Source organism: Acinetobacter sp. WU_MDCI_Abxb74 (genome assembly GCF_025513915.1).
In the GTDB taxonomy this organism is placed as follows: domain Bacteria; phylum Pseudomonadota; class Gammaproteobacteria; order Pseudomonadales; family Moraxellaceae; genus Acinetobacter; species Acinetobacter calcoaceticus_C.
In genome coordinates this window covers 91,071-109,311 of sequence record NZ_JAHPRP010000011.1, presented here as the reverse complement: position 1 = coordinate 109,311, position 18,241 = coordinate 91,071, and the positions used below count along the sequence as shown (strand labels likewise).

20 protein-coding genes and 1 pseudogene are annotated in these 18,241 nt (G+C 38.3%); 10 read left to right on the top strand and 11 right to left on the bottom strand.

All coding sequences use genetic code 11. The features are described 5' to 3' along the window. Positions 1-119: 119 nt before the first annotated feature. The 5 genes from KTH84_RS16195 to sdhC all read right to left on the bottom strand — a co-directional run bounded on the left by KTH84_RS16195 (position 120) and on the right by sdhC (position 3,871). Positions 120-248 carry a hypothetical protein gene (locus KTH84_RS16195; protein WP_002116082.1) on the bottom strand — a complete coding sequence of 43 codons (129 nt, stop codon included), beginning with the start codon at positions 246-248 and terminating at the stop codon, positions 120-122. Between the two features lie 283 nt (positions 249-531). Further along, positions 532-1,242 (bottom strand): succinate dehydrogenase iron-sulfur subunit, encoded by a 711-nt coding sequence (locus KTH84_RS16190; protein WP_003655458.1) that lies wholly within the window; start codon positions 1,240-1,242, stop codon positions 532-534. 14 nt (positions 1,243-1,256) lie between these two features. Continuing rightward, a complete protein-coding gene (sdhA, locus tag KTH84_RS16185; RefSeq protein ID WP_042897590.1) occupies positions 1,257-3,092 on the bottom strand; it encodes a succinate dehydrogenase flavoprotein subunit in 1,836 nt (611 codons plus the stop codon). A 12-nt stretch (positions 3,093-3,104) separates the two neighbouring features. Further along, complete coding sequence (gene sdhD / locus KTH84_RS16180) at positions 3,105-3,470, bottom strand: succinate dehydrogenase, hydrophobic membrane anchor protein (protein ID WP_003655454.1); 366 nt, start codon at positions 3,468-3,470, stop codon at positions 3,105-3,107. Further along, a complete protein-coding gene (gene sdhC, locus KTH84_RS16175; protein WP_262474189.1) occupies positions 3,470-3,871 on the bottom strand; it encodes a succinate dehydrogenase, cytochrome b556 subunit in 402 nt (133 codons plus the stop codon). The genes sdhD and sdhC overlap by 1 nt, the downstream gene beginning before the upstream one ends. A gap of 498 nt (positions 3,872-4,369) precedes the next feature. Between sdhC and KTH84_RS19095 the strand changes: the two are divergent. Further along, positions 4,370-4,450: pseudogene (locus tag KTH84_RS19095) on the top strand (hypothetical protein); the annotation flags it as partial. A 365-nt stretch (positions 4,451-4,815) separates the two neighbouring features. Beyond that, entirely contained in the window at positions 4,816-6,090 is a 1,275-nt protein-coding gene (gene gltA, locus KTH84_RS16170; protein WP_004789414.1) for a citrate synthase, read from the top strand. Between the two features lie 81 nt (positions 6,091-6,171). Here gltA and KTH84_RS16165 read toward each other — a convergent pair whose 3' ends face one another. Further along, complete coding sequence (locus KTH84_RS16165) at positions 6,172-6,657, bottom strand: DUF1289 domain-containing protein (protein WP_262474187.1); 486 nt, start codon at positions 6,655-6,657, stop codon at positions 6,172-6,174. Between the two features lie 111 nt (positions 6,658-6,768). Between KTH84_RS16165 and KTH84_RS16160 the strand changes: the two genes are divergently transcribed. Continuing rightward, positions 6,769-7,701, top strand: a complete 933-nt coding sequence (locus tag KTH84_RS16160) for a rhodanese-related sulfurtransferase (protein WP_042897598.1) — start codon at positions 6,769-6,771, stop codon at positions 7,699-7,701. A 123-nt stretch (positions 7,702-7,824) separates the two neighbouring features. On the opposite strand, the gene KTH84_RS16155 is transcribed toward KTH84_RS16160, so the two are convergent. Together KTH84_RS16155 and KTH84_RS16150 are read right to left on the bottom strand one after the other, a co-directional pair. Continuing rightward, positions 7,825-8,349 carry a YecA family protein gene (locus KTH84_RS16155; RefSeq protein ID WP_202743841.1) on the bottom strand — a complete coding sequence of 175 codons (525 nt, stop codon included), beginning with the start codon at positions 8,347-8,349 and terminating at the stop codon, positions 7,825-7,827. A 74-nt stretch (positions 8,350-8,423) separates the two neighbouring features. After that, complete coding sequence (locus KTH84_RS16150) at positions 8,424-8,630, bottom strand: PA3496 family putative envelope integrity protein (RefSeq protein ID WP_016137045.1); 207 nt, start codon at positions 8,628-8,630, stop codon at positions 8,424-8,426. A 358-nt stretch (positions 8,631-8,988) separates the two neighbouring features. Here KTH84_RS16150 and rpoD point away from each other — a divergent pair, with 358 nt between their 5' ends. From rpoD to KTH84_RS16120, 6 genes are all read left to right on the top strand, one after another. After that, positions 8,989-10,872, top strand: a complete 1,884-nt coding sequence (gene rpoD, locus KTH84_RS16145; protein WP_042897603.1) for an RNA polymerase sigma factor RpoD — start codon at positions 8,989-8,991, stop codon at positions 10,870-10,872. A 97-nt stretch (positions 10,873-10,969) separates the two neighbouring features. Further along, positions 10,970-11,257 (top strand): YbeD family protein, encoded by a 288-nt coding sequence (locus tag KTH84_RS16140; protein WP_002116017.1) that lies wholly within the window; start codon positions 10,970-10,972, stop codon positions 11,255-11,257. Positions 11,258-11,461: 204 nt separating this feature from the next. Then, a complete protein-coding gene (gene lipB, locus KTH84_RS16135) occupies positions 11,462-12,115 on the top strand; it encodes a lipoyl(octanoyl) transferase LipB (protein WP_262474182.1) in 654 nt (217 codons plus the stop codon). Positions 12,116-12,196: 81 nt separating this feature from the next. Further along, positions 12,197-12,730 carry a hypothetical protein gene (locus KTH84_RS16130; protein ID WP_042897610.1) on the top strand — a complete coding sequence of 178 codons (534 nt, stop codon included), beginning with the start codon at positions 12,197-12,199 and terminating at the stop codon, positions 12,728-12,730. A gap of 1 nt (position 12,731) precedes the next feature. Beyond that, a complete protein-coding gene (locus tag KTH84_RS16125) occupies positions 12,732-13,916 on the top strand; it encodes an iron-containing alcohol dehydrogenase (protein WP_133972055.1) in 1,185 nt (394 codons plus the stop codon). A 265-nt stretch (positions 13,917-14,181) separates the two neighbouring features. After that, positions 14,182-15,567 (top strand): APC family permease, encoded by a 1,386-nt coding sequence (locus KTH84_RS16120; RefSeq protein WP_133972053.1) that lies wholly within the window; start codon positions 14,182-14,184, stop codon positions 15,565-15,567. Between the two features lie 39 nt (positions 15,568-15,606). On the opposite strand, the gene KTH84_RS16115 is transcribed toward KTH84_RS16120, so the two are convergent. Continuing rightward, positions 15,607-16,167: a flavodoxin family protein gene (locus KTH84_RS16115; RefSeq protein WP_003655431.1), complete on the bottom strand. Its 561-nt coding sequence runs from the start codon at positions 16,165-16,167 to the stop codon at positions 15,607-15,609. A gap of 116 nt (positions 16,168-16,283) precedes the next feature. Here KTH84_RS16115 and KTH84_RS16110 point away from each other — a divergent pair, with 116 nt between their 5' ends. After that, entirely contained in the window at positions 16,284-16,664 is a 381-nt protein-coding gene (locus KTH84_RS16110; RefSeq protein WP_005049864.1) for a winged helix-turn-helix transcriptional regulator, read from the top strand. A gap of 71 nt (positions 16,665-16,735) precedes the next feature. On the opposite strand, the gene KTH84_RS16105 is transcribed toward KTH84_RS16110, so the two are convergent. Together KTH84_RS16105 and KTH84_RS16100 are read right to left on the bottom strand one after the other, a co-directional pair. After that, positions 16,736-17,368 (bottom strand): hypothetical protein, encoded by a 633-nt coding sequence (locus tag KTH84_RS16105; RefSeq protein WP_262474202.1) that lies wholly within the window; start codon positions 17,366-17,368, stop codon positions 16,736-16,738. A gap of 28 nt (positions 17,369-17,396) precedes the next feature. Then, positions 17,397-18,194: a DUF6502 family protein gene (locus tag KTH84_RS16100; RefSeq protein ID WP_045125896.1), complete on the bottom strand. Its 798-nt coding sequence runs from the start codon at positions 18,192-18,194 to the stop codon at positions 17,397-17,399. Positions 18,195-18,241 lie beyond the last annotated feature (47 nt).

The following is an 18,241-nucleotide window of genomic DNA, read 5'->3' as shown; positions in this document are numbered from 1 at the left end:
CTGCCTTTTAAGCACACCCATGATGCATAATGCCGAATTGGTAAAAAAGGCATTACTTACCCAACAGGTCTTTACGACCATGGGGCGTCATACTACCTAGAGAGGAACTCCATAGGTAATTAATGAATCACAACACCCTCAATGGCATCATCACTCACCTTATACTCGATTAAAACCGAGCAATTTTTTGCAAATCTTTTTAGAAAAATTAACTTTAAAATTAACTTTTCTAAAATGACTTTAACCATAAAAATTAAGCACAGATCTAAGATCGTGCTATTTAAATTAATTCCACTAGTATACGCTTTTTTTACCTATAACTTTGTGGCAAATCGTATCATGTTCTTAACGAACGATTGATTTTTTTGACACATACCACCTATAAATTGGCGAAATACATATGCGATTTTATCTTTTAATATATGGTGCAATATATAAAAACCTCATCTTTTTCGACCAAAGTCTAAAGTTTACATTATAAAGTTAAAAAAAAACGCACATCAAGGATGTGCGCTCTCTATTTGTGCAGAATTAACCCGCTTGATCTAATAGCATATTACGGATGTGACCGATTGCTTTTGTAGGATTTAGACCTTTAGGACATACTGACACACAGTTCATAATACCTTTACAACGGAACAAACTGAATGGATCGTCAAGACGAGACAAACGGTCTGCAGTAGCAGTATCACGAGAATCAATAATAAAACGGTATGCATTCAACAATGCTGAAGGACCCAAGAACTTGTCAGGGTTCCACCAGAATGATGGACATGAAGTTGAACAACATGCACAAAGAATACATTCATACAAACCGTTTAAGTGTTCACGCTCTTCTGGAGATTGTAAACGCTCTTTAGGTGGAGCTGGTTGGTTATTAATCAAGAATGGCTGAATCTTGTCATACTGATCATAGAATTGGTTCATATCAACAACCAAATCTTTAACTACCGGCAAACCTGGTAATGGACGAATTACGATTTTCTCTGGTAAATCATTTAGGTTTTCTAAACAAGCCAAACCATTTTTACCATTGATATTCACACCATCCGAACCACAAATACCTTCACGGCAAGAACGACGGAATGTTAACGTTTCGTCTTGAACTTTCAATGCAAGCAATGCATCAAGCAACATACGGTGCTTATCAGTCAATTCAAGCTTAAAAGTTTGCATGTACGGCGCTTTATCCTTATCAGGATCATAGCGGTAGATTTCGAATGTACGAGTACCTCTACTCATCTTTATACTCCCGATTAGAATGTACGTGGTGCTGGCGGAATTGCATCAACAGTCAACGGTTTGAAGCGCACTGGCTTATATTCCAAACGGTTATCTGATGAATACCATAACGTATGTTTCATCCACTCATCATCACGGCGACCGTATGAATAAGTTGGGTGATCAGCTGGTAATTCATAATCAACTACAGTATGCGCACCACGACACTCTTTACGTGCAGCAGCTGAAATCAGAGTTGCTTTTGCAACTTCATACAAGTTTTCAACTTCAAGTGCTTCAACACGCGCAGTATTAAATACTCTAGATTTATCTTTCAAGTGGATATTACGCACACGTGGCTCAAGAGCAAGAATCTCTTTTACACCTTTATCAAGCAAAGCTTGGGTACGGAATACACCAGCGTGATCTTGAACGATATCACGAATTGCATCAGCAACTTCTTGAGCATTCTCACCAGCAGTTGAGTCATCCAACTTACGTACACGAGCTAGTGTTTGCCCTAATACGTCTGTTGGAAGTGGTGCATATTCATCACCATGATGCTTAGTTACGTAATCGATAATGTGCTCACCAGCAGCTTTACCAAATACAACCAAGTCAAGAAGTGAGTTAGTACCTAAACGGTTTGCACCATGTACAGATACACAAGAACATTCACCAATTGCATAGAAACCTTTTACAGGTTTAGTGTAGTTATCTGTACCCACTTCAGGCAAACATACCTGACCATGCATATTCGTAGGAATACCCCCCATTTGATAATGGATTGTTGGTACTACAGGAATTGCTTCTTTTGTAATATCAACGTTCGCGAATTTTTTACCAATCTCAAATACAGATGGTAAACGCTTCATGATTGTTTCAGCGCCTAAGTGAGTCATATCAAGTAAGATATAATCACCTTTTGGACCACAACCACGACCTTCTTTAATTTCTTGGTCCATAGAACGTGAAACGAAGTCACGTGGAGCCAAGTCTTTTAAAGTCGGTGCATAACGTTCCATGAACGGTTCGCCGTCTTTATTACGAAGGATTGCACCCTCACCACGACAACCTTCAGTCAGCAATACACCAGCGCCCGCAACACCCGTTGGGTGGAACTGCCAGAACTCCATATCTTGCAATGGAATACCAGCACGAGCAGCCATACCAAGACCGTCACCAGTGTTGATATAAGCATTCGTTGATGCACGATAAACACGACCAGCACCACCAGTAGCAAATAATGTCGCTTTTGCTTGGAATACTGAAATGTTACCAGTTTCTTGGTCAATCGCTGTTACACCAAGAACATCACCAGCTTCGTTACGGATCAAATCAAGAGCGATCCACTCAACGAAGAACTGAGTACCCATTTTCACGTTGCTTTGATAAAGCGTGTGCAATAATGCATGACCTGTACGGTCCGCAGCTGCACAAGCACGTGGAACTGGCTTATCACCATAGTTAGCAGAGTGACCACCGAACGGGCGTTGGTAAATTGTACCATCAGCGTTACGGTCAAACGGCATACCCATGTGTTCAAGTTCATACACAACTTTTGGCGCTTCACGACACATAAATTCAATTGCGTCTTGGTCACCTAACCAGTCAGAACCTTTTACCGTATCGTAAAAATGGAAATGCCAGTTATCTTCTTGCATATTACCTAACGACGCACCGATACCACCTTGAGCAGCTACAGTGTGCGAACGTGTCGGGAAAACTTTAGTGAGTACTGCAACCTTCAAACCTGCTTGAGCAAGTTGGTAAGATGCACGCATACCAGAACCACCACCACCAACGATAACTGCATCGAAAGTGAGGTTTTGAATATTTGAATAATCTTCTTTAGGGGTTATCGCGCCCATGATGTCTTCCTATCAATTCGCCCAGAAAATCTGGATACCCCAGATTGCGTACACAAACACTGCAATAATGACAGCCGTCGTCAGTACAAGGCGTAAACCTTTCGCTGAAGGACCCATTTGACGAGTAGTGACATAGTCAGTAAAAACTTGCCACATACCAATCCATGCGTGTGCGATAAGCGATAAAATTGCCAACAAAGAAAAAATCTTCATTGGTAATGTCATCATAAAACCAGCCCACTGTTGATAGTCAAACCCGCCTTTGCAGAGAATCCAACCTAAAAGAACAACAGTATAAGCTGCTAATACAACCGCACTTACACGCTGGATAAACCAATCACGAGAACCCGAACCAGTTAAACCTGTAGCACTTTTCATTAGAACATAATCCATACAAAGGCTGCGATAATAGCTACCACAGACAAGATCAATGAAATTGTCGCTGCAATACGACCACTTTGCAGTTCTTCAGCAAAACCCAAGTCTGCAAGTAAGTGCTTAACTCCAGAAATAAAATGGAATAATAAGCCGGCTACAAATACCCAAACGATAAAACGTACAAAGATATTTCCAAACACGACATTTTTAACGTAGTCAAATCCTTCTGGTGAAGATAATGATTTATCTAGAATCCATAAGAGAACTGGTACTAATAAGAAAACGATGACACCTGATAAACGGTGTAAAATTGATGCAATAGCCACGGGTGAGCGTAAATTTACCGCTAACACCTGACCCATGGACAAATTGACAGGTCTGTTGCTTTTCACAGCGGGCATCCTGTAGGTAGAAACTCCGACCGGAGTTTGTTGAATTAATTCCAAGGAAAGCTGGCATTGTTAGGCAAGCACAGCTCATGCCTAACCTATAAACGACACTGAATTATAAAACGCGAAGTATCAAAATACAAACAATCCACTTTCCCATTTAAGTAAAAAACAATTAAATAAGAATCATTCACAATGATATCACCCTATTAACCCTACAAAAAAGGTATACATAGCTCTATCATGTTGTTGTTTAAAATAACTTTTTATTTAATTTCATTTTTTCTGAAATTTCTTTTAAATAAGTGAGTTTTAGACTAAAGATAAAGTTATAAATTCATCATATAAATAGAAAAATGTTAGTAACACCTCATATTTTCAATATAAAGCTGTAATTCAAATAAGTGAACGTACTTACATTGGACCCAAATCAGCCAATCTAAAACACGTTTGAGAAAGCAATTTTTATTGGAAACAAGAGTTTTTATTATTCTAATGCAGTTCAATTAGCTATTTTTTATACAATTAAACTTAAAAAAACATCAATATTCTTTGTTACAACTCAATAAAAATAGAGTTTTTTTTGATTAGCAATTTGAAATTACACCATGAGTTTTATGATTTTTTTAATTGGATTGGCATTTTCTACCGACTTGTCATTTCTAATTTTAATTTAAAGATTTGCTTACAATTGTACTCATACTTCATTTTTTTTCTGCACGTTCTTGTTGAATTGACTTATTATACGATCCCGATGCAGTGATTTTACTGACTTTTTTTGCTCGGGTCTTGATGACTAACTCTCTGTGGGATCGTCATTTTTTATCCATAAGTATAATTGACAAAATTTCAGTACTCACTAATCTTATAGCAAATTTTGACAGCGTCTGATTCGCACATGAGAACATTAGGATTTCGGGTCAGATCAACATTCACCAGGACAGGAGATCTATTGAATGTCTGAAGCAAATGGCAAAAAAGCCGTATTACATCTTGATGGCAAAGAAATTGGATTACCAATCTACAGTGGCACTTTAGGTCCAGATGTAATTGATGTCAGCAGCATATTGAAAGAAGGTCATTTTACTTTCGATCCTGGTTTTATGGCGACAGCTGCATGCGAGTCTAAAATTACGTTCATTGATGGTGACAAAGGTATTTTATTACACCGCGGTTACCCAATTGATCAGTTAGCAACTCAAGCAGACTACCTTGAAACTTGCTACTTGCTATTAAATGGCGAGCTTCCAACTGCTGAACAAAAAACAGAATTTGATGCTAAAGTTCGTGCTCACACTATGGTTCACGATCAAGTTAGCCGTTTCTTCAATGGTTTCCGTCGTGATGCTCACCCAATGGCAATCATGGTTGGTGTTGTTGGTGCATTATCTGCGTTCTATCACAACAACCTTGACATTGAAGACATCAATCACCGTGAAATCACTGCGATTCGTCTCATTGCAAAAATTCCAACACTTGCTGCTTGGAGTTACAAATATACAGTAGGTCAACCATTCATCTATCCACGTAATGACTTAAATTACGCGGAAAACTTCTTGCACATGATGTTTGCTACTCCTGCTGACCGTGATTACAAAGTAAATCCTGTTCTTGCTCGCGCGATGGATCGTATCTTCACGCTTCATGCTGATCACGAACAAAATGCTTCGACATCTACAGTACGTCTTGCCGGCTCTACTGGTGCAAACCCTTATGCATGTATCTCTTCAGGTATTTCTGCGCTTTGGGGACCGGCTCACGGTGGTGCAAACGAAGCTGTACTTAAAATGCTTGATGAAATCGGTAGTGTAGAAAACGTTGCCGAGTTCATGGAAAAAGTAAAACGTAAAGAAGTTAAACTCATGGGCTTCGGTCACCGTGTGTACAAAAACTTCGACCCACGTGCAAAAGTCATGAAACAAACTTGTGACGAAGTTCTTGAAGCATTAAATATCAATGATCCTCAATTAGCGCTTGCTATGGAACTTGAGCGTATTGCATTGAACGACCCGTACTTCGTTGAACGTAAACTTTACCCTAACGTAGATTTCTACTCAGGTATCATCCTTAAAGCGATTGGTATCCCAACAGAAATGTTTACGGTAATCTTTGCACTTGCACGTACAGTAGGTTGGATCAGCCACTGGTTAGAAATGCACAGCGCACCTTACAAAATCGGTCGTCCTCGCCAGCTTTATACTGGCCCGACTCAACGCGATATCAAACGTTAATATTCGAAAGAAAATTAGTGATAAAAAAGCTGCCTTCTGGCAGCTTTTTTTATTGAGTTATCTTCAATTCAATCTACAAACTTATTCTTCATCAAACACACTTAATAAGTGATGACTAATTCCATCAGCTCTCAACCAAGCTAACTCATAACTCGCTTTAGCTAAAGCTAAAACGCGCCTTTCGAATTCAACCCATATTGTTTTGACTTGAGACTCTGAAATACCCAAACCACTTTCTGTTGCCAGATGCTTATTTTTTTCACATATTTTTAAAGCGTGATAGAGCTTACGACCTTTGCTCGCCCCTTCCATCAGCCGAACACGTTTACTTAAAATAAATCCTTCTACATGCTGCAAGTTTGCATGAGGTAACATGGGCACTAGAATTTGATTCAATTGATCATCTAAACGCTTCCATACAGCCAAACGTTGCTCTGCTGTATAAGTATTCCATTGAATCACTTCATGGTTAAAACGACGACAACCACGGCAAACCTGATCACCAAAAACTGTTGAACAACGCCCTGCACATGGGGTGAGAGAGAGCGTTCGATGATCACTACTCAAAACAGACTCCTTAAATAAACCATATACTTTTTATGGTTTTCTCGCTTATTACAAATTTTCGCGCTAAAATGTGCGCCTTAAATTTCTATCTTAATACATTTGGAGTTTTCCATGAACGCTACTGTAGAACAGCTTGCACCTGTAGAACAGCAAGCGACCGCAGATTGGGTTGTTGCCGCACTATATCAATTTAAAGAAGTTCAAGATCCTACAGATCTTCAGCAACGTCTATTAAACTTAGTGAAAACAATTAATCTGTGTGGAACACTAATTGTAGCAGGTGAAGGAATTAATGGTACTGTGGCGGGCGACCGTGTAGCAATTGATAGTCTTTATCAATTTTTGCTCAATGAAGGTTTTGCCTCTATGGAATATAAGGAGTCTTTTAGCTCCGACAAACCTTTCCGTAAAATGAAAATTAAACTTAAAGAAGAAATTGTGACTTTAGGTGTTGAAGTTAAACCCCGCGACTTAGTGGGCCATTATCTTGATCCAAAAGAATGGAATGATTTAATTGCACGTGATGATGTAATTTTAATTGATACGCGTAATGATTACGAATATAAGGCGGGTACTTTCAAAGGTGCAATCGACCCTAAAACTGAGACTTTCCGTGAGTTCCCAGAATATGTTAAAAAAGAGCTAGAGCAACATAAAGATAAAAAAATTGCGATGTTCTGTACAGGCGGTATTCGCTGTGAAAAATCAACTTCTTTACTTCTTCAAGAAGGATTTACAGAGGTTTACCATCTTAAAGGCGGTATTCTTAAATATTTAGAAGAAACCCCCGCTGATGAAAGCTTATGGGAAGGCGAATGTTTCGTATTTGACGGACGTACTGCCGTAACTCATGGTGTTGAAGAAGGCGTAAATATTAAATGTCATGCTTGTGGCTGGCCGCTAACTCCAGAAGAATCTGCTTTACCAAGCTATGAACATGGTGTTTCTTGCGTGTATTGCATCGACAAGACAACTGAAAAACAAAAAGCTGGTTTCCGTATGCGCCAGTCACAAATTGCAGCTGCAAAACGTAAACGTTTATAAATCACTAGAACTATTTTTCAGAAGGCATTTAGATTTCTAAGTGCCTTTTTAACTTTATATAATTAAATTTTTCCAAATAAAAAACGCCCTAGAAAGGACGTTATTTACATAATTTTTTAAAGTTTAATTTGGCGTATGATACATCAAGTATAATTCATTCAAATTATCTGGAATTTCTTCTGCCAGTTCATCCATTAGCTGTCCATTACGACGGAAAGATTCCATCTGCGGATCTTCTTCATCAATTCCACTAAATACCATCATTGGTAAAGTTAAATCAATTAATTGTTCTTCATATTCAGGGGCAAACCATGCCTCTTCATTTAAGAACATTGCATCAACAAATCCCACACTCCAGTCGCCTAAGCTAGATTCAACATCAGCTTCTTCAACTTCAAATGGAAATGCAATTCCATTTTCATTTGCTAAATCTTGTCGAATTGACTCTAACCACGCCTTGATTTGCTGAATAATTTCAGCAGGCACCTTTTTATGGTTATTATCAAACAGCTCATCTAACCAACGGTCAAACTGAGGGCCTACTGCAATTGCACTCAGAAAACCATGAGTTGCAGCGAAATCTAGACCATACTCATTGTGGTCTCCATCTAGATATTCACTTAATTGGTCTAAATCTAACGCACTCATTGTGTTACCTGACTATAAAAAAGAAATCTACGATAGCATAGCATTTAAGCTGACGATGCCCTATTCAGATTTGATTAGTCTTCATCATCAAGATCATCATCGTCTAAATCATAATCAAAATCCTTCAACTCACGCTCTAAACGGCGTTGAGCTAATAGATCATCAATTAATCTACGTTTTTCTAATGATTCTTTCGCAGTGATTTTGCCTGATGACTCATCAAAACCGACATCATCATCATCACCGTAGCTATCATCTAGTTCAAAATCTGTAGAAGACACTAAAACTACCTCTAATGAAAAAATGTGAATGGGTCTAGCCGCTATTTATCTCTCTTACAGAATCATGTCAAGTTTTATTTATATTTTTTTCATTAAACTGCATATTTGTACTTTTTTTCACCCAAAAAATTGTGTATTTATAAAACTGAACTATTTTTATGACCAAGAAAAAATTCTATGATCTTTTCCATAATCTAAGCTTGAAAAAAATGAATTTAACCCAATATCCAAAAAACAGACGTGAATTCAAAGATATTTTTTATTTAACGGTTACCGATCAAATCCAAAATATTTCAAGCAAATTGTGCTATCATGCACGGTTTTTCACTGCCACAGATTCAACGAAGAGTAAGCAAAGATGAGCGATATGCATTCCCCTACTTCTCAAGTAGCGGCTCTGATTAGCCGAGGCAAAGAACAAGGTTACTTAACTTACGCTGAGGTTAACGATCATCTGCCGGACTCGATTACTGAAAGCGAACAGATTGAAGACATTATTCAAATGCTTCAAGACGTTGGTATTCCTGTACACGAGCGTGCACCTGAATCTGACGATACCATGTTCGGTGAGTCAACTGACACAGCCGATGAAGTTGCTGAAGAAGAAGCTGCTGCCGTACTTGCATCGGTTGAAAATGAGCCTGGGCGTACGACAGACCCTGTACGTATGTACATGCGTGAAATGGGTACAGTTGAACTGTTAACCCGTGAAGGTGAAATCAGCATTGCAAAACGTATTGAGGAAGGGATTCGTGATGTCCTTAATTCAATTGCGTATTGGCCAAATGCTGTTGAAGTTGTATTAAAAGAATATAATGATTTCTTGACTGGCGAACGTCGCCTTGCCGATATTTTATCTGGCTATCTTGATCCGGAAACTGACGCAGAAATTCCTGAAGTTCTAGAAGAAGAAACAGAGCTTGAGGAAGAAGCAGCGCCAGCTACACCAGTAAAAGAAGTTAAGCTTGACGACGATGAAGAAGATGAAGAGTCAGAAAGCGATGATGACTCTGAAGGTGAATCTGGTCCAGACCCTGAAGTTGCAAAGGTTCGTTTTAATGAACTTGAAGCTGCATGGACTAAAACAAAAGCTATTATTGAGAAACATGGTCGTAACAGCCCAGAAGCAGATGAAGCTTTAGAAGCTTTAGCTACTGTATTTATGATGTTTAAGTTTACACCGCGTTTATTTGACATCATTTCTGAAATGATTCGTGGTACACATGAGCAAATTCGTGCCAACGAACGTGAAGTTATGCGTTACGCAGTACGTCGTGGCCGTATGGATCGCACTCAATTCCGTACATCTTTCCCTAAGCAAGAATCTAATCCAGCTTGGTTAGATGAACAGATTGCCAAAGCCCCTGCTGAGATCAAGGCGCATTTAGAAAAGGTTCGTCCGGATATTTTAGCATTCCAGCAAAAGATTGCAGATATTGAGAAAGAACTTAATTTAAGTGTTGCTGAAATTAAAGATATTTCTAAGCGTATGGCGATTGGCGAAGCAAAAGCACGCCGTGCTAAGAAAGAAATGGTAGAAGCCAACCTTCGTTTGGTGATTTCGATTGCGAAGAAATATACCAACCGTGGTTTACAGTTCCTTGACTTGATTCAAGAAGGGAACATTGGTTTGATGAAAGCTGTAGACAAGTTTGAATATCGTCGTGGATATAAATTCTCGACTTATGCAACTTGGTGGATTCGTCAGGCGATTACCCGTTCAATTGCCGATCAGGCTCGTACAATTCGTATTCCTGTGCATATGATTGAAACGATTAACAAGATCAACCGTGTATCTCGTCAATTGTTACAAGAAATGGGCCGTGAACCGACACCTGAAGAACTAGGTGAACGTTTAGAGATGGACGAAGTTAAGGTTCGTAAAGTACTTAAAATTGCCAAAGAACCGATTTCAATGGAAACGCCTATTGGTGATGATGAAGATTCGCATCTTGGTGATTTCATTGAAGACCAAAACATCACTTCTCCAATTGATGCTGCGACTTCAGAAGGCTTAAAAGAAGCAACACGCGAAGTACTTGAAAACTTAACTGAACGTGAAGCAAAAGTATTGAAAATGCGTTTTGGTATTGATATGCCAACCGATCACACACTAGAAGAAGTGGGTAAGCAGTTTGACGTAACACGTGAGCGTATCCGTCAGATTGAAGCGAAAGCGTTGCGTAAATTGCGCCACCCTTCTCGTTCTGAACACTTACGTTCTTTCTTGGAAAATGACTAAGTTTTGAAAGCTTGAAATTTCAAAAGCAAGCCCCATTTAATAGAAAGAGCTATAAACGCCTGCGATGATGCAGGCGTTTCAAATCATGAGGTAACTTATGTTAGACCGCACTCCATCTCGCGAACTACAAGAACATCTTTGGGTATTTCCGATGGATTATCCAATTAAACTTATTGGTGATGCGGGTGAAGAATTACGTGTTGCTGTAGTCGATATTTTGGTAAAACATTTTCCAGATTTCGATCACTCAACCCTAAAAGTTCAAGAATCTCGCACCGGCAAGTATCACTCTTTAACAGCACAATTGCGCTTTGAAGAATTAGAACAAGTTCATGCACTTTATGCTGACTTGGCTGCTTGTCCGCAGATTCGAACTGCGCTTTAACTTTAAGTTCTTAAATCAATACCACAGTCAGATATTCTTACTGTGGTATTTTTTTGGAAATTTTTAAGCCAATTACCCTCGAAAAAACCATACAAATATTTAGAATTCCTCTTATAAAATCCTTTAAAATTACAAGGTTTTCGGCTTCTATCTTATAGATATTAACTGGGTACCGACTGAATTAACTCATAGGAATATATTGTGATGAGCCTTGATAAACCTAACTTGATCATTCGACAATGGAACGATTTACAAGATTATCAAAGCAAATTTGAAACCATGAAACTCTTAACAAACGAGCGTGATCAAGATACGCCTGATGAGTTATGGTTGCTTCAACATCATAATGTCTTAACACAAGGTCAAGCAGGCAAACCTGAACACATTCTAATTTCATCAGACATTCCGGTAGTACAAACCGACCGTGGTGGCCAAGTGACTTGGCATGGACCAGGTCAATTGGTTGCTTACTTTATGTTTGATCTTAATCGGCTAAAATGGAATGTACGTACATTGGTCAGTTTTGCTGAACAATTTATGATAGATGTTTTAAAAAAATATGGAATTGAAGCTTACGCCAAACCCGATGCCCCAGGGGTGTACGTGGATGGCCGTAAAATCGGTTCCTTAGGGTTCAAAATTCGTCGTGGTCGTAGTTACCATGGATTAGCACTAAATCTGGACTGTGCCCTAGATGGATTCCAGACCATCAATCCTTGCGGTTATGCGGGTTTAGAAATGGTGCGTATACAAGATTTAGTGACTCCTTGTCCATCATTTGATCAACTTTGTCAGGACTTTATTGAGTATATTAATAGCACTGGGTACTTTAATGACCCTAAAGTCAAATATGAATAAATCGCTTTGCGATGAAATAAAAATGGATTAGAGTAATTACTCTAAATTTGCTTTCGCATAATTTTAACAAGGGATACGCGAGTGATTTCGACAAAAGCGGTAAAGCCGACTCTGCAACTTGCCTACGTTAAGCTCATGATGGATGTTATTGGTCGTGGCTTAGTCATGGCAAGTCAAGTGGACACTGAAATACAAGAGGAAGTATCTAAATTTCCTGTTCACTTTGTACTTTCAATGAATGTTTTTCCGAATGGACCAGCATTTTTTGCTCGAGTGACAGAAGACAAACAGTTAGAGCTACTTCAAAGAGCTGAAAAAAAACCAGATTTAACGATTACATTCAAACATGTCACTCATGCCTTTTTAGTGTTTTCTTTTCAAGAAAGTACTGCTCAAGCATTTGCCAATGACCGAATGATTGCCGATGGTGATGTATCGGCTGCTATCCGCTTGGTACGCTGCCTAAATAAAATGGAATCTCTTATTTTACCTAAATTGGTTGCTTCACTAGCAGTCAAAGAATACCCAACCGAACTTACCCTAAAAGAAAAATTCAACGAGGCTGCAAACATTTACTTAAAAGTAGCCAAGTCCTATTTCAAGCGGAGCGCATAACATGGCCAAACCATATTACGAATTCTTTTGTCCTGTAAAAGTCATTGCTGGTAATGCTGCGCTAGAACATATTCCGTTTGAGCTTGCAACTTTAGGTGCAAAACGCCCTCTTATCATTACAGATAAAGGTGTTCGCGCAAATGGCTTATTAAATCCGATTGAAGCTGCATTTAGTACGACTGATGCTGTTATTGGTCATGTTTTTGATGATGTACCACCCGATTCGAGTTTAGAAGTCGTTCGTCTTGCAGCAGAAGCTTATCGCACAAACAAATGTGATGCGATTATTGCTGTAGGTGGTGGTTCAGTCATAGACACTTCTAAAGCAACTAACATTTTAGTATCTGAAGGTGGAAATGACTTATTGCAATATGCAGGGGCTCACAACCTACCGAAACCTTTAAAACCATTTTTTGTGATTCCAACAACTTCTGGCACTGGTTCGGAAGTGACTATGGTTGCTGTAGTTTCAGATACTCAAAAGAATGTTAAGTTAGCATTTGCTTCTTATTATTTAATGCCACATGCAGCGATTTTAGATCCACGCATGACACTTACATTGCCTCCTCACTTAACCGCAATGACTGGCATGGATGCTTTAACGCATTGTGTTGAAGCCTATACATGTCTGGCGGCTAACCCACTGAGCGATGCTTATGCAAGTGCCGGCATTAAAAAAATTAGTGAAAATCTCTTTAATGTTTTAGAAAACCCCAATGACTCACAGGGCCGTTTAGAGCTAGCACAAGCTTCAACAATGGCGGGTATTGCATTTTCTAACTCAATGGTCGGCTTAGTCCATTCTTTAGGACATGCTTTAGGCGCTGTTGCTCACCTGCCCCACGGTTTATGCATGAATTTATTCTTACCTTACGTGCTTGAATATAACAAGCAAGTAAATGGTCAGAAAATTGGCGAGTTATTATTACCACTCGCTGGTGCAGATATTTATGCACAAACTCCTGCAAGCCAGCGCGCAGATAGAGCAATTACGACTATCTTAGCAATGCGTGATCGCCTGTTTACTTTAACAAAGTTACCCCGCACTTTACGTGAAACAGGTAAAGTAACTGAAGCACAGCTTGATGAAGTTGCAGAAAAAGCACTAAATGATGGCTCAATTATTTACAACCCGAAAGAAGCAAGCTTAAAAGATATCCGAGATATCTTAGAAAAAGCTTGGTAATTCGATAAGTTAAACTCCAAAAAACTCATAAAGGTCTGATTTATATATTAAATCAGACCTTTTTTATGACTAAGAATTTTTATTCATTATTTTATTTAAAATACATGGCAAAAAATTTGCTAAAAAATAGATGAAAGTAATGACAATTTATATCAATTTAGGATAGATTGGCGCACTTTATCTGTTTCTGTAGGGGGGATCGTTCGTCTCAAACGATCCTTAACACCAAGCTGATCCTTGATCAACGATTATGAGGATAACGCCGTTGACAAATTTATCTGGGACTAAACCAACAGCTAAGCTTCAAAAGAATCTTGTGCTTTGGCATATTATTATTATTGGTTTAGCTTACATTCAGCCATTAACTTTGTTTGATACTTTTGGTTTAGTGTCAGAACGAAGTGGCGGTCATGTACCAACTTCCTACATTTTTGCATTAGTCGCAATTTTATTAACATCGATCAGTTATGGACATATGATTAAGCGCTACCCTTCTTCTGGGTCGGCCTATACGTATGCTCAAAAATCAATTCACCCTAATGTTGGCTTTATGGTGGGTTGGTCTTCTTGGTTAGACTATTTACTGTCACCGCTTGTTAATATTATCTTGGCAGATATTTACCTAAGAGCTCTTTTTCCAGAAGTAAATAACTGGTTATGGGTTATTGGTTTAACAACTCTCATGACTGTTATTAATTTATTTGGTGCACGGTTCGTTGCACGTTTTAACAGCACGATCGTTATTATTCAGCTTGGCGTAATTTTTTATTTTGTTTATCAGGTATATATTTTACTTACTCAAGGTGTATATGCAGATGGAACTTTAAATCCAGATAAAGCGGCATTGTGGTCATTAACTCCTTTTTGGAACGATATGACGTCTGTCAGTTCTTTAATTGCTGGCGCGACCGTACTCTGCTTCTCTTTTACTGGTTTTGATGCTTTATCTTCTCTTGCTGAGGAAACAAAAGATGCAGAAAAAACGCTACCAAAAGCTATTTTTTCTACAGCATTACTTGCAGGTATTATTTTCATTGTAAGTACTTATTTCATTCAATTATATTTCCCAAGTAACCCAAACACTTACTTTAATCCTCTAGATGAATCACAGCCTGTGATGGTCGCTGCGATTGGTAGTTTGATGTTTAAAACTTTGGTTTTATATTTTGCTGTAGTCGCTGTGATGGCATCAGGTATTTCTGCCCATGCGGGTGTATCACGTTTAATGTATGTGATGGGACGCGACGGGGTCATCAACAAGAAATTATTTGGTCATATCAGTCCAAAATTGCACACTCCAACTTACAACATTCTTATTGTTGGTGTAGTTGCGTTATCTGCTGGCTTTTTAGATCTTGAGCATATTGTTAACTTAATTAGTTTTGGTGCCTTAACTGCTTTTAGTTTTGTTAACTTCTCTGTGATTTCTCGCTATGCATTAAGAGATGGCAAGAACAAAACGCTTAAAGACATCATTAATTATATTGTTATACCAACACTTGGTTTTGCCAGTGTGTTTATGATGTGGTTAGAGATTGATAAGCTTGCCTTACAAATTGGCTTAGCTTGGGCCGTGATTGGTGTAGGTTATCTTGCCTATAAAACCAAAGGCTTCAAATATAATGCTCCGCAACATAACGAGCATGAGTAATAAAAAAAGGCGCTTTAAGCGCCTTTTTTTATGGTCAAATTAACCGTAAATTTTATTCACAATGCTTTGTACACGTTGAGCATAAACTTTTGCTGTTTCCAGATCACCTGTCGGAATTTCTTCCACACTTGCATCTGAAGGCGATTGAACTAAAAGCCCTACTGAACCGCCTAAGTTGTTTACATCTTCACGTGTTGCGGTTTTTGTATTTGCTGGTAATAAACCAAGACTCACCCAAATCCCACCATGCTGTGCTGCTAAAGTTTGTAATTGGATAAGAGTTACTTGCTTATCTCCATTTAAGCTCGCGCTGTTTGTAAAACCTGCAAATACTTTATCTTGCCAGCCACGTGTAAACCATACTTTTGAAGTTGCATCAGCGAACTTTTTAAACTGCCATGGCGCTGTACCCATATAAGTCGGAGCACCAAAAACAATCCCCTTCGCATCATTTAATGTCTGCCAATCTTGATCAGTAATATTTCCTTCCTGATCAATCTGGATGAGCTGAGCATTAATCTCGTTTGCGAACGTTTCAGCAACAACTTTTGTATGGCCATAACCAGAGAAATATACAACCGCGATATTAGAGTTAGACATGGGAGCAAACCTTTGTTTTATTAAATTCCACTTTATGATATATTTTAGAAACTAGGTGTCAATTAGTTACTAATTGGTAACTAGTGTAATTTTTCAAAAAATTATAGGTAAATGGTATGAATGAATCTCTAAAATATAATATTTTTCAACAACATTGCCCTGCTCGTCTATTTTTTGAAAAAATTGCAGATAAATGGGTTTTATTGATTTTAAATGTTCTTGAAGAAGAAACTCAGCACTTCAATTTGCTCAAAAAGAGTATTCAAGGCATTTCCCCTAAAGTCTTATCTCAGAAATTAAAAATGCTGGAGAGAGATGGTTTCATCGAGCGTAAAATCCAGAATACATCCCCAATTCGCGTTGATTACTCACTTACTTCTTTAGGGAAAAATGTAGCTTCAATGGCGTTCCAATTAAAGGAATGGGCCGAAACCAATATTGAACAGGTTTTAGCAGCCCAAATAACTTATGATGGAAAAGTGCTAGAGCAAGCTTAACTTATACTTTCTTTAAAATTTTATTGAACTTTATCTATTAGGCTTTGCTCTTATCTTAAAGGTGACTCAACTTAATTGATTTTAATCGGTTCAGGTGGCGCACTTATTTTAAATTGAATCGTTAAAGGTTCGCATTGTTTTAACTCCTGATTATTTTTCAAATAGGTACTTTCCAGACCATATTTCCAAGTACCATTCATGACTTCAAATGCGGGATAATTTACAATAAAAGTTTTAGTTTCACCTGATTGATACTCATATATTTGAGTCTCTTTACAATCATTTTCCGGATAAGAACGTTTGGTATTTCCAAGTAAATAGAGTTCTAAAGGTACATAACAAGCAGGTTGTCGTTCTTGTATTTTTTCTAAGCCCATATTCGTTTGAGTAATCTGTAAAGCAAGAGTACCGTTCAAAGTTAATTGCTGTGCGTATTTAAAAACCGTTTCTTTTTCAATTGGTTCTCTTGTTACATTATTAAGAAATTCTAATTTACGATGCAAGCCATTACAGTCATCTTCACTTGGTGCAGGTAACCAAATTTCATTATCTTTTGAGTCACCTTTATTTCCATCGGCCGGGGTCTCATAATCACCCGGTTTACCAGGTTTAGTTGGATATCCTGACCCACCCAAACTGGCACCACCTGCGAATAAATCCTCTCCGCAAGCAGTCAAAAGGCTGCCTATCATAATGAAGCTCATGGATATTATTAATTTTTTATAAGTTGTTTTAGTCATATTGATAAGCTCCGAAACGGAAAGTTTTGGTTGCACCCTCTTTTCCTTCATCGAGTGCACAACGTTCAATGGCTAACTTGAGTACTTGTAGTGATAGATCTTCCCATAAGCGTAAACTTGCTTCTTTGAGTAAAATGATCGATTCATCTGTTAGTTCATCAGCAAAAATTGCTTGTTCTAAATAGGGTTCTTTTTCTGGCTGAAATAAATTATGAACCCCGGCAGCTAAATGTGCCTCTAAGTTATTTGTTAATAATTTTCGAACCTCGAATTGCTCTACATCAGGCATAAAACTTCGCTGCTGTAACGATACAATACCATCTTCTTCTTTCACTATATTTAAACGCTCAAGTTCATTCAAAATAGATCTTGGATGTTTTTCGGTTGAAACTTTCTTTACCAAACTTTCAAAGCTAATCTGATCTTGGCTAATAAAAGGAATTTTTTCTGCTAAGCCCTCTGCAAGCCATAAACCAATCACCCGAGCAGGAACACTCACTGGCTCTGCTACTTTTGCTTCAGTTAAAGGCTGCCCAGCCTGTGTCGCTTTTTTAAAAGCATTAACATCCTTACGATGTAAACCAGAAAGTAGACTAACTGCCGAATCAGTAGTTTTTTGATCTATGCGTTCTAGCTCAGCTAAAGACTGCTGATAGAAAACGGGTTTTAAAGCAGTAACAAAGTCGTTATATCCAACTCCCGAACGAATTAACCATTGCGTCAGATATTCCATTAACTGCAATACCTGCTTTTGGTTAAGTTCTGCATTATTCGTTTGGAGTGTCGACATAGGTTATCAATTTTCCTTCATCTTTGAAAAACAGTATGAGCTGAGCA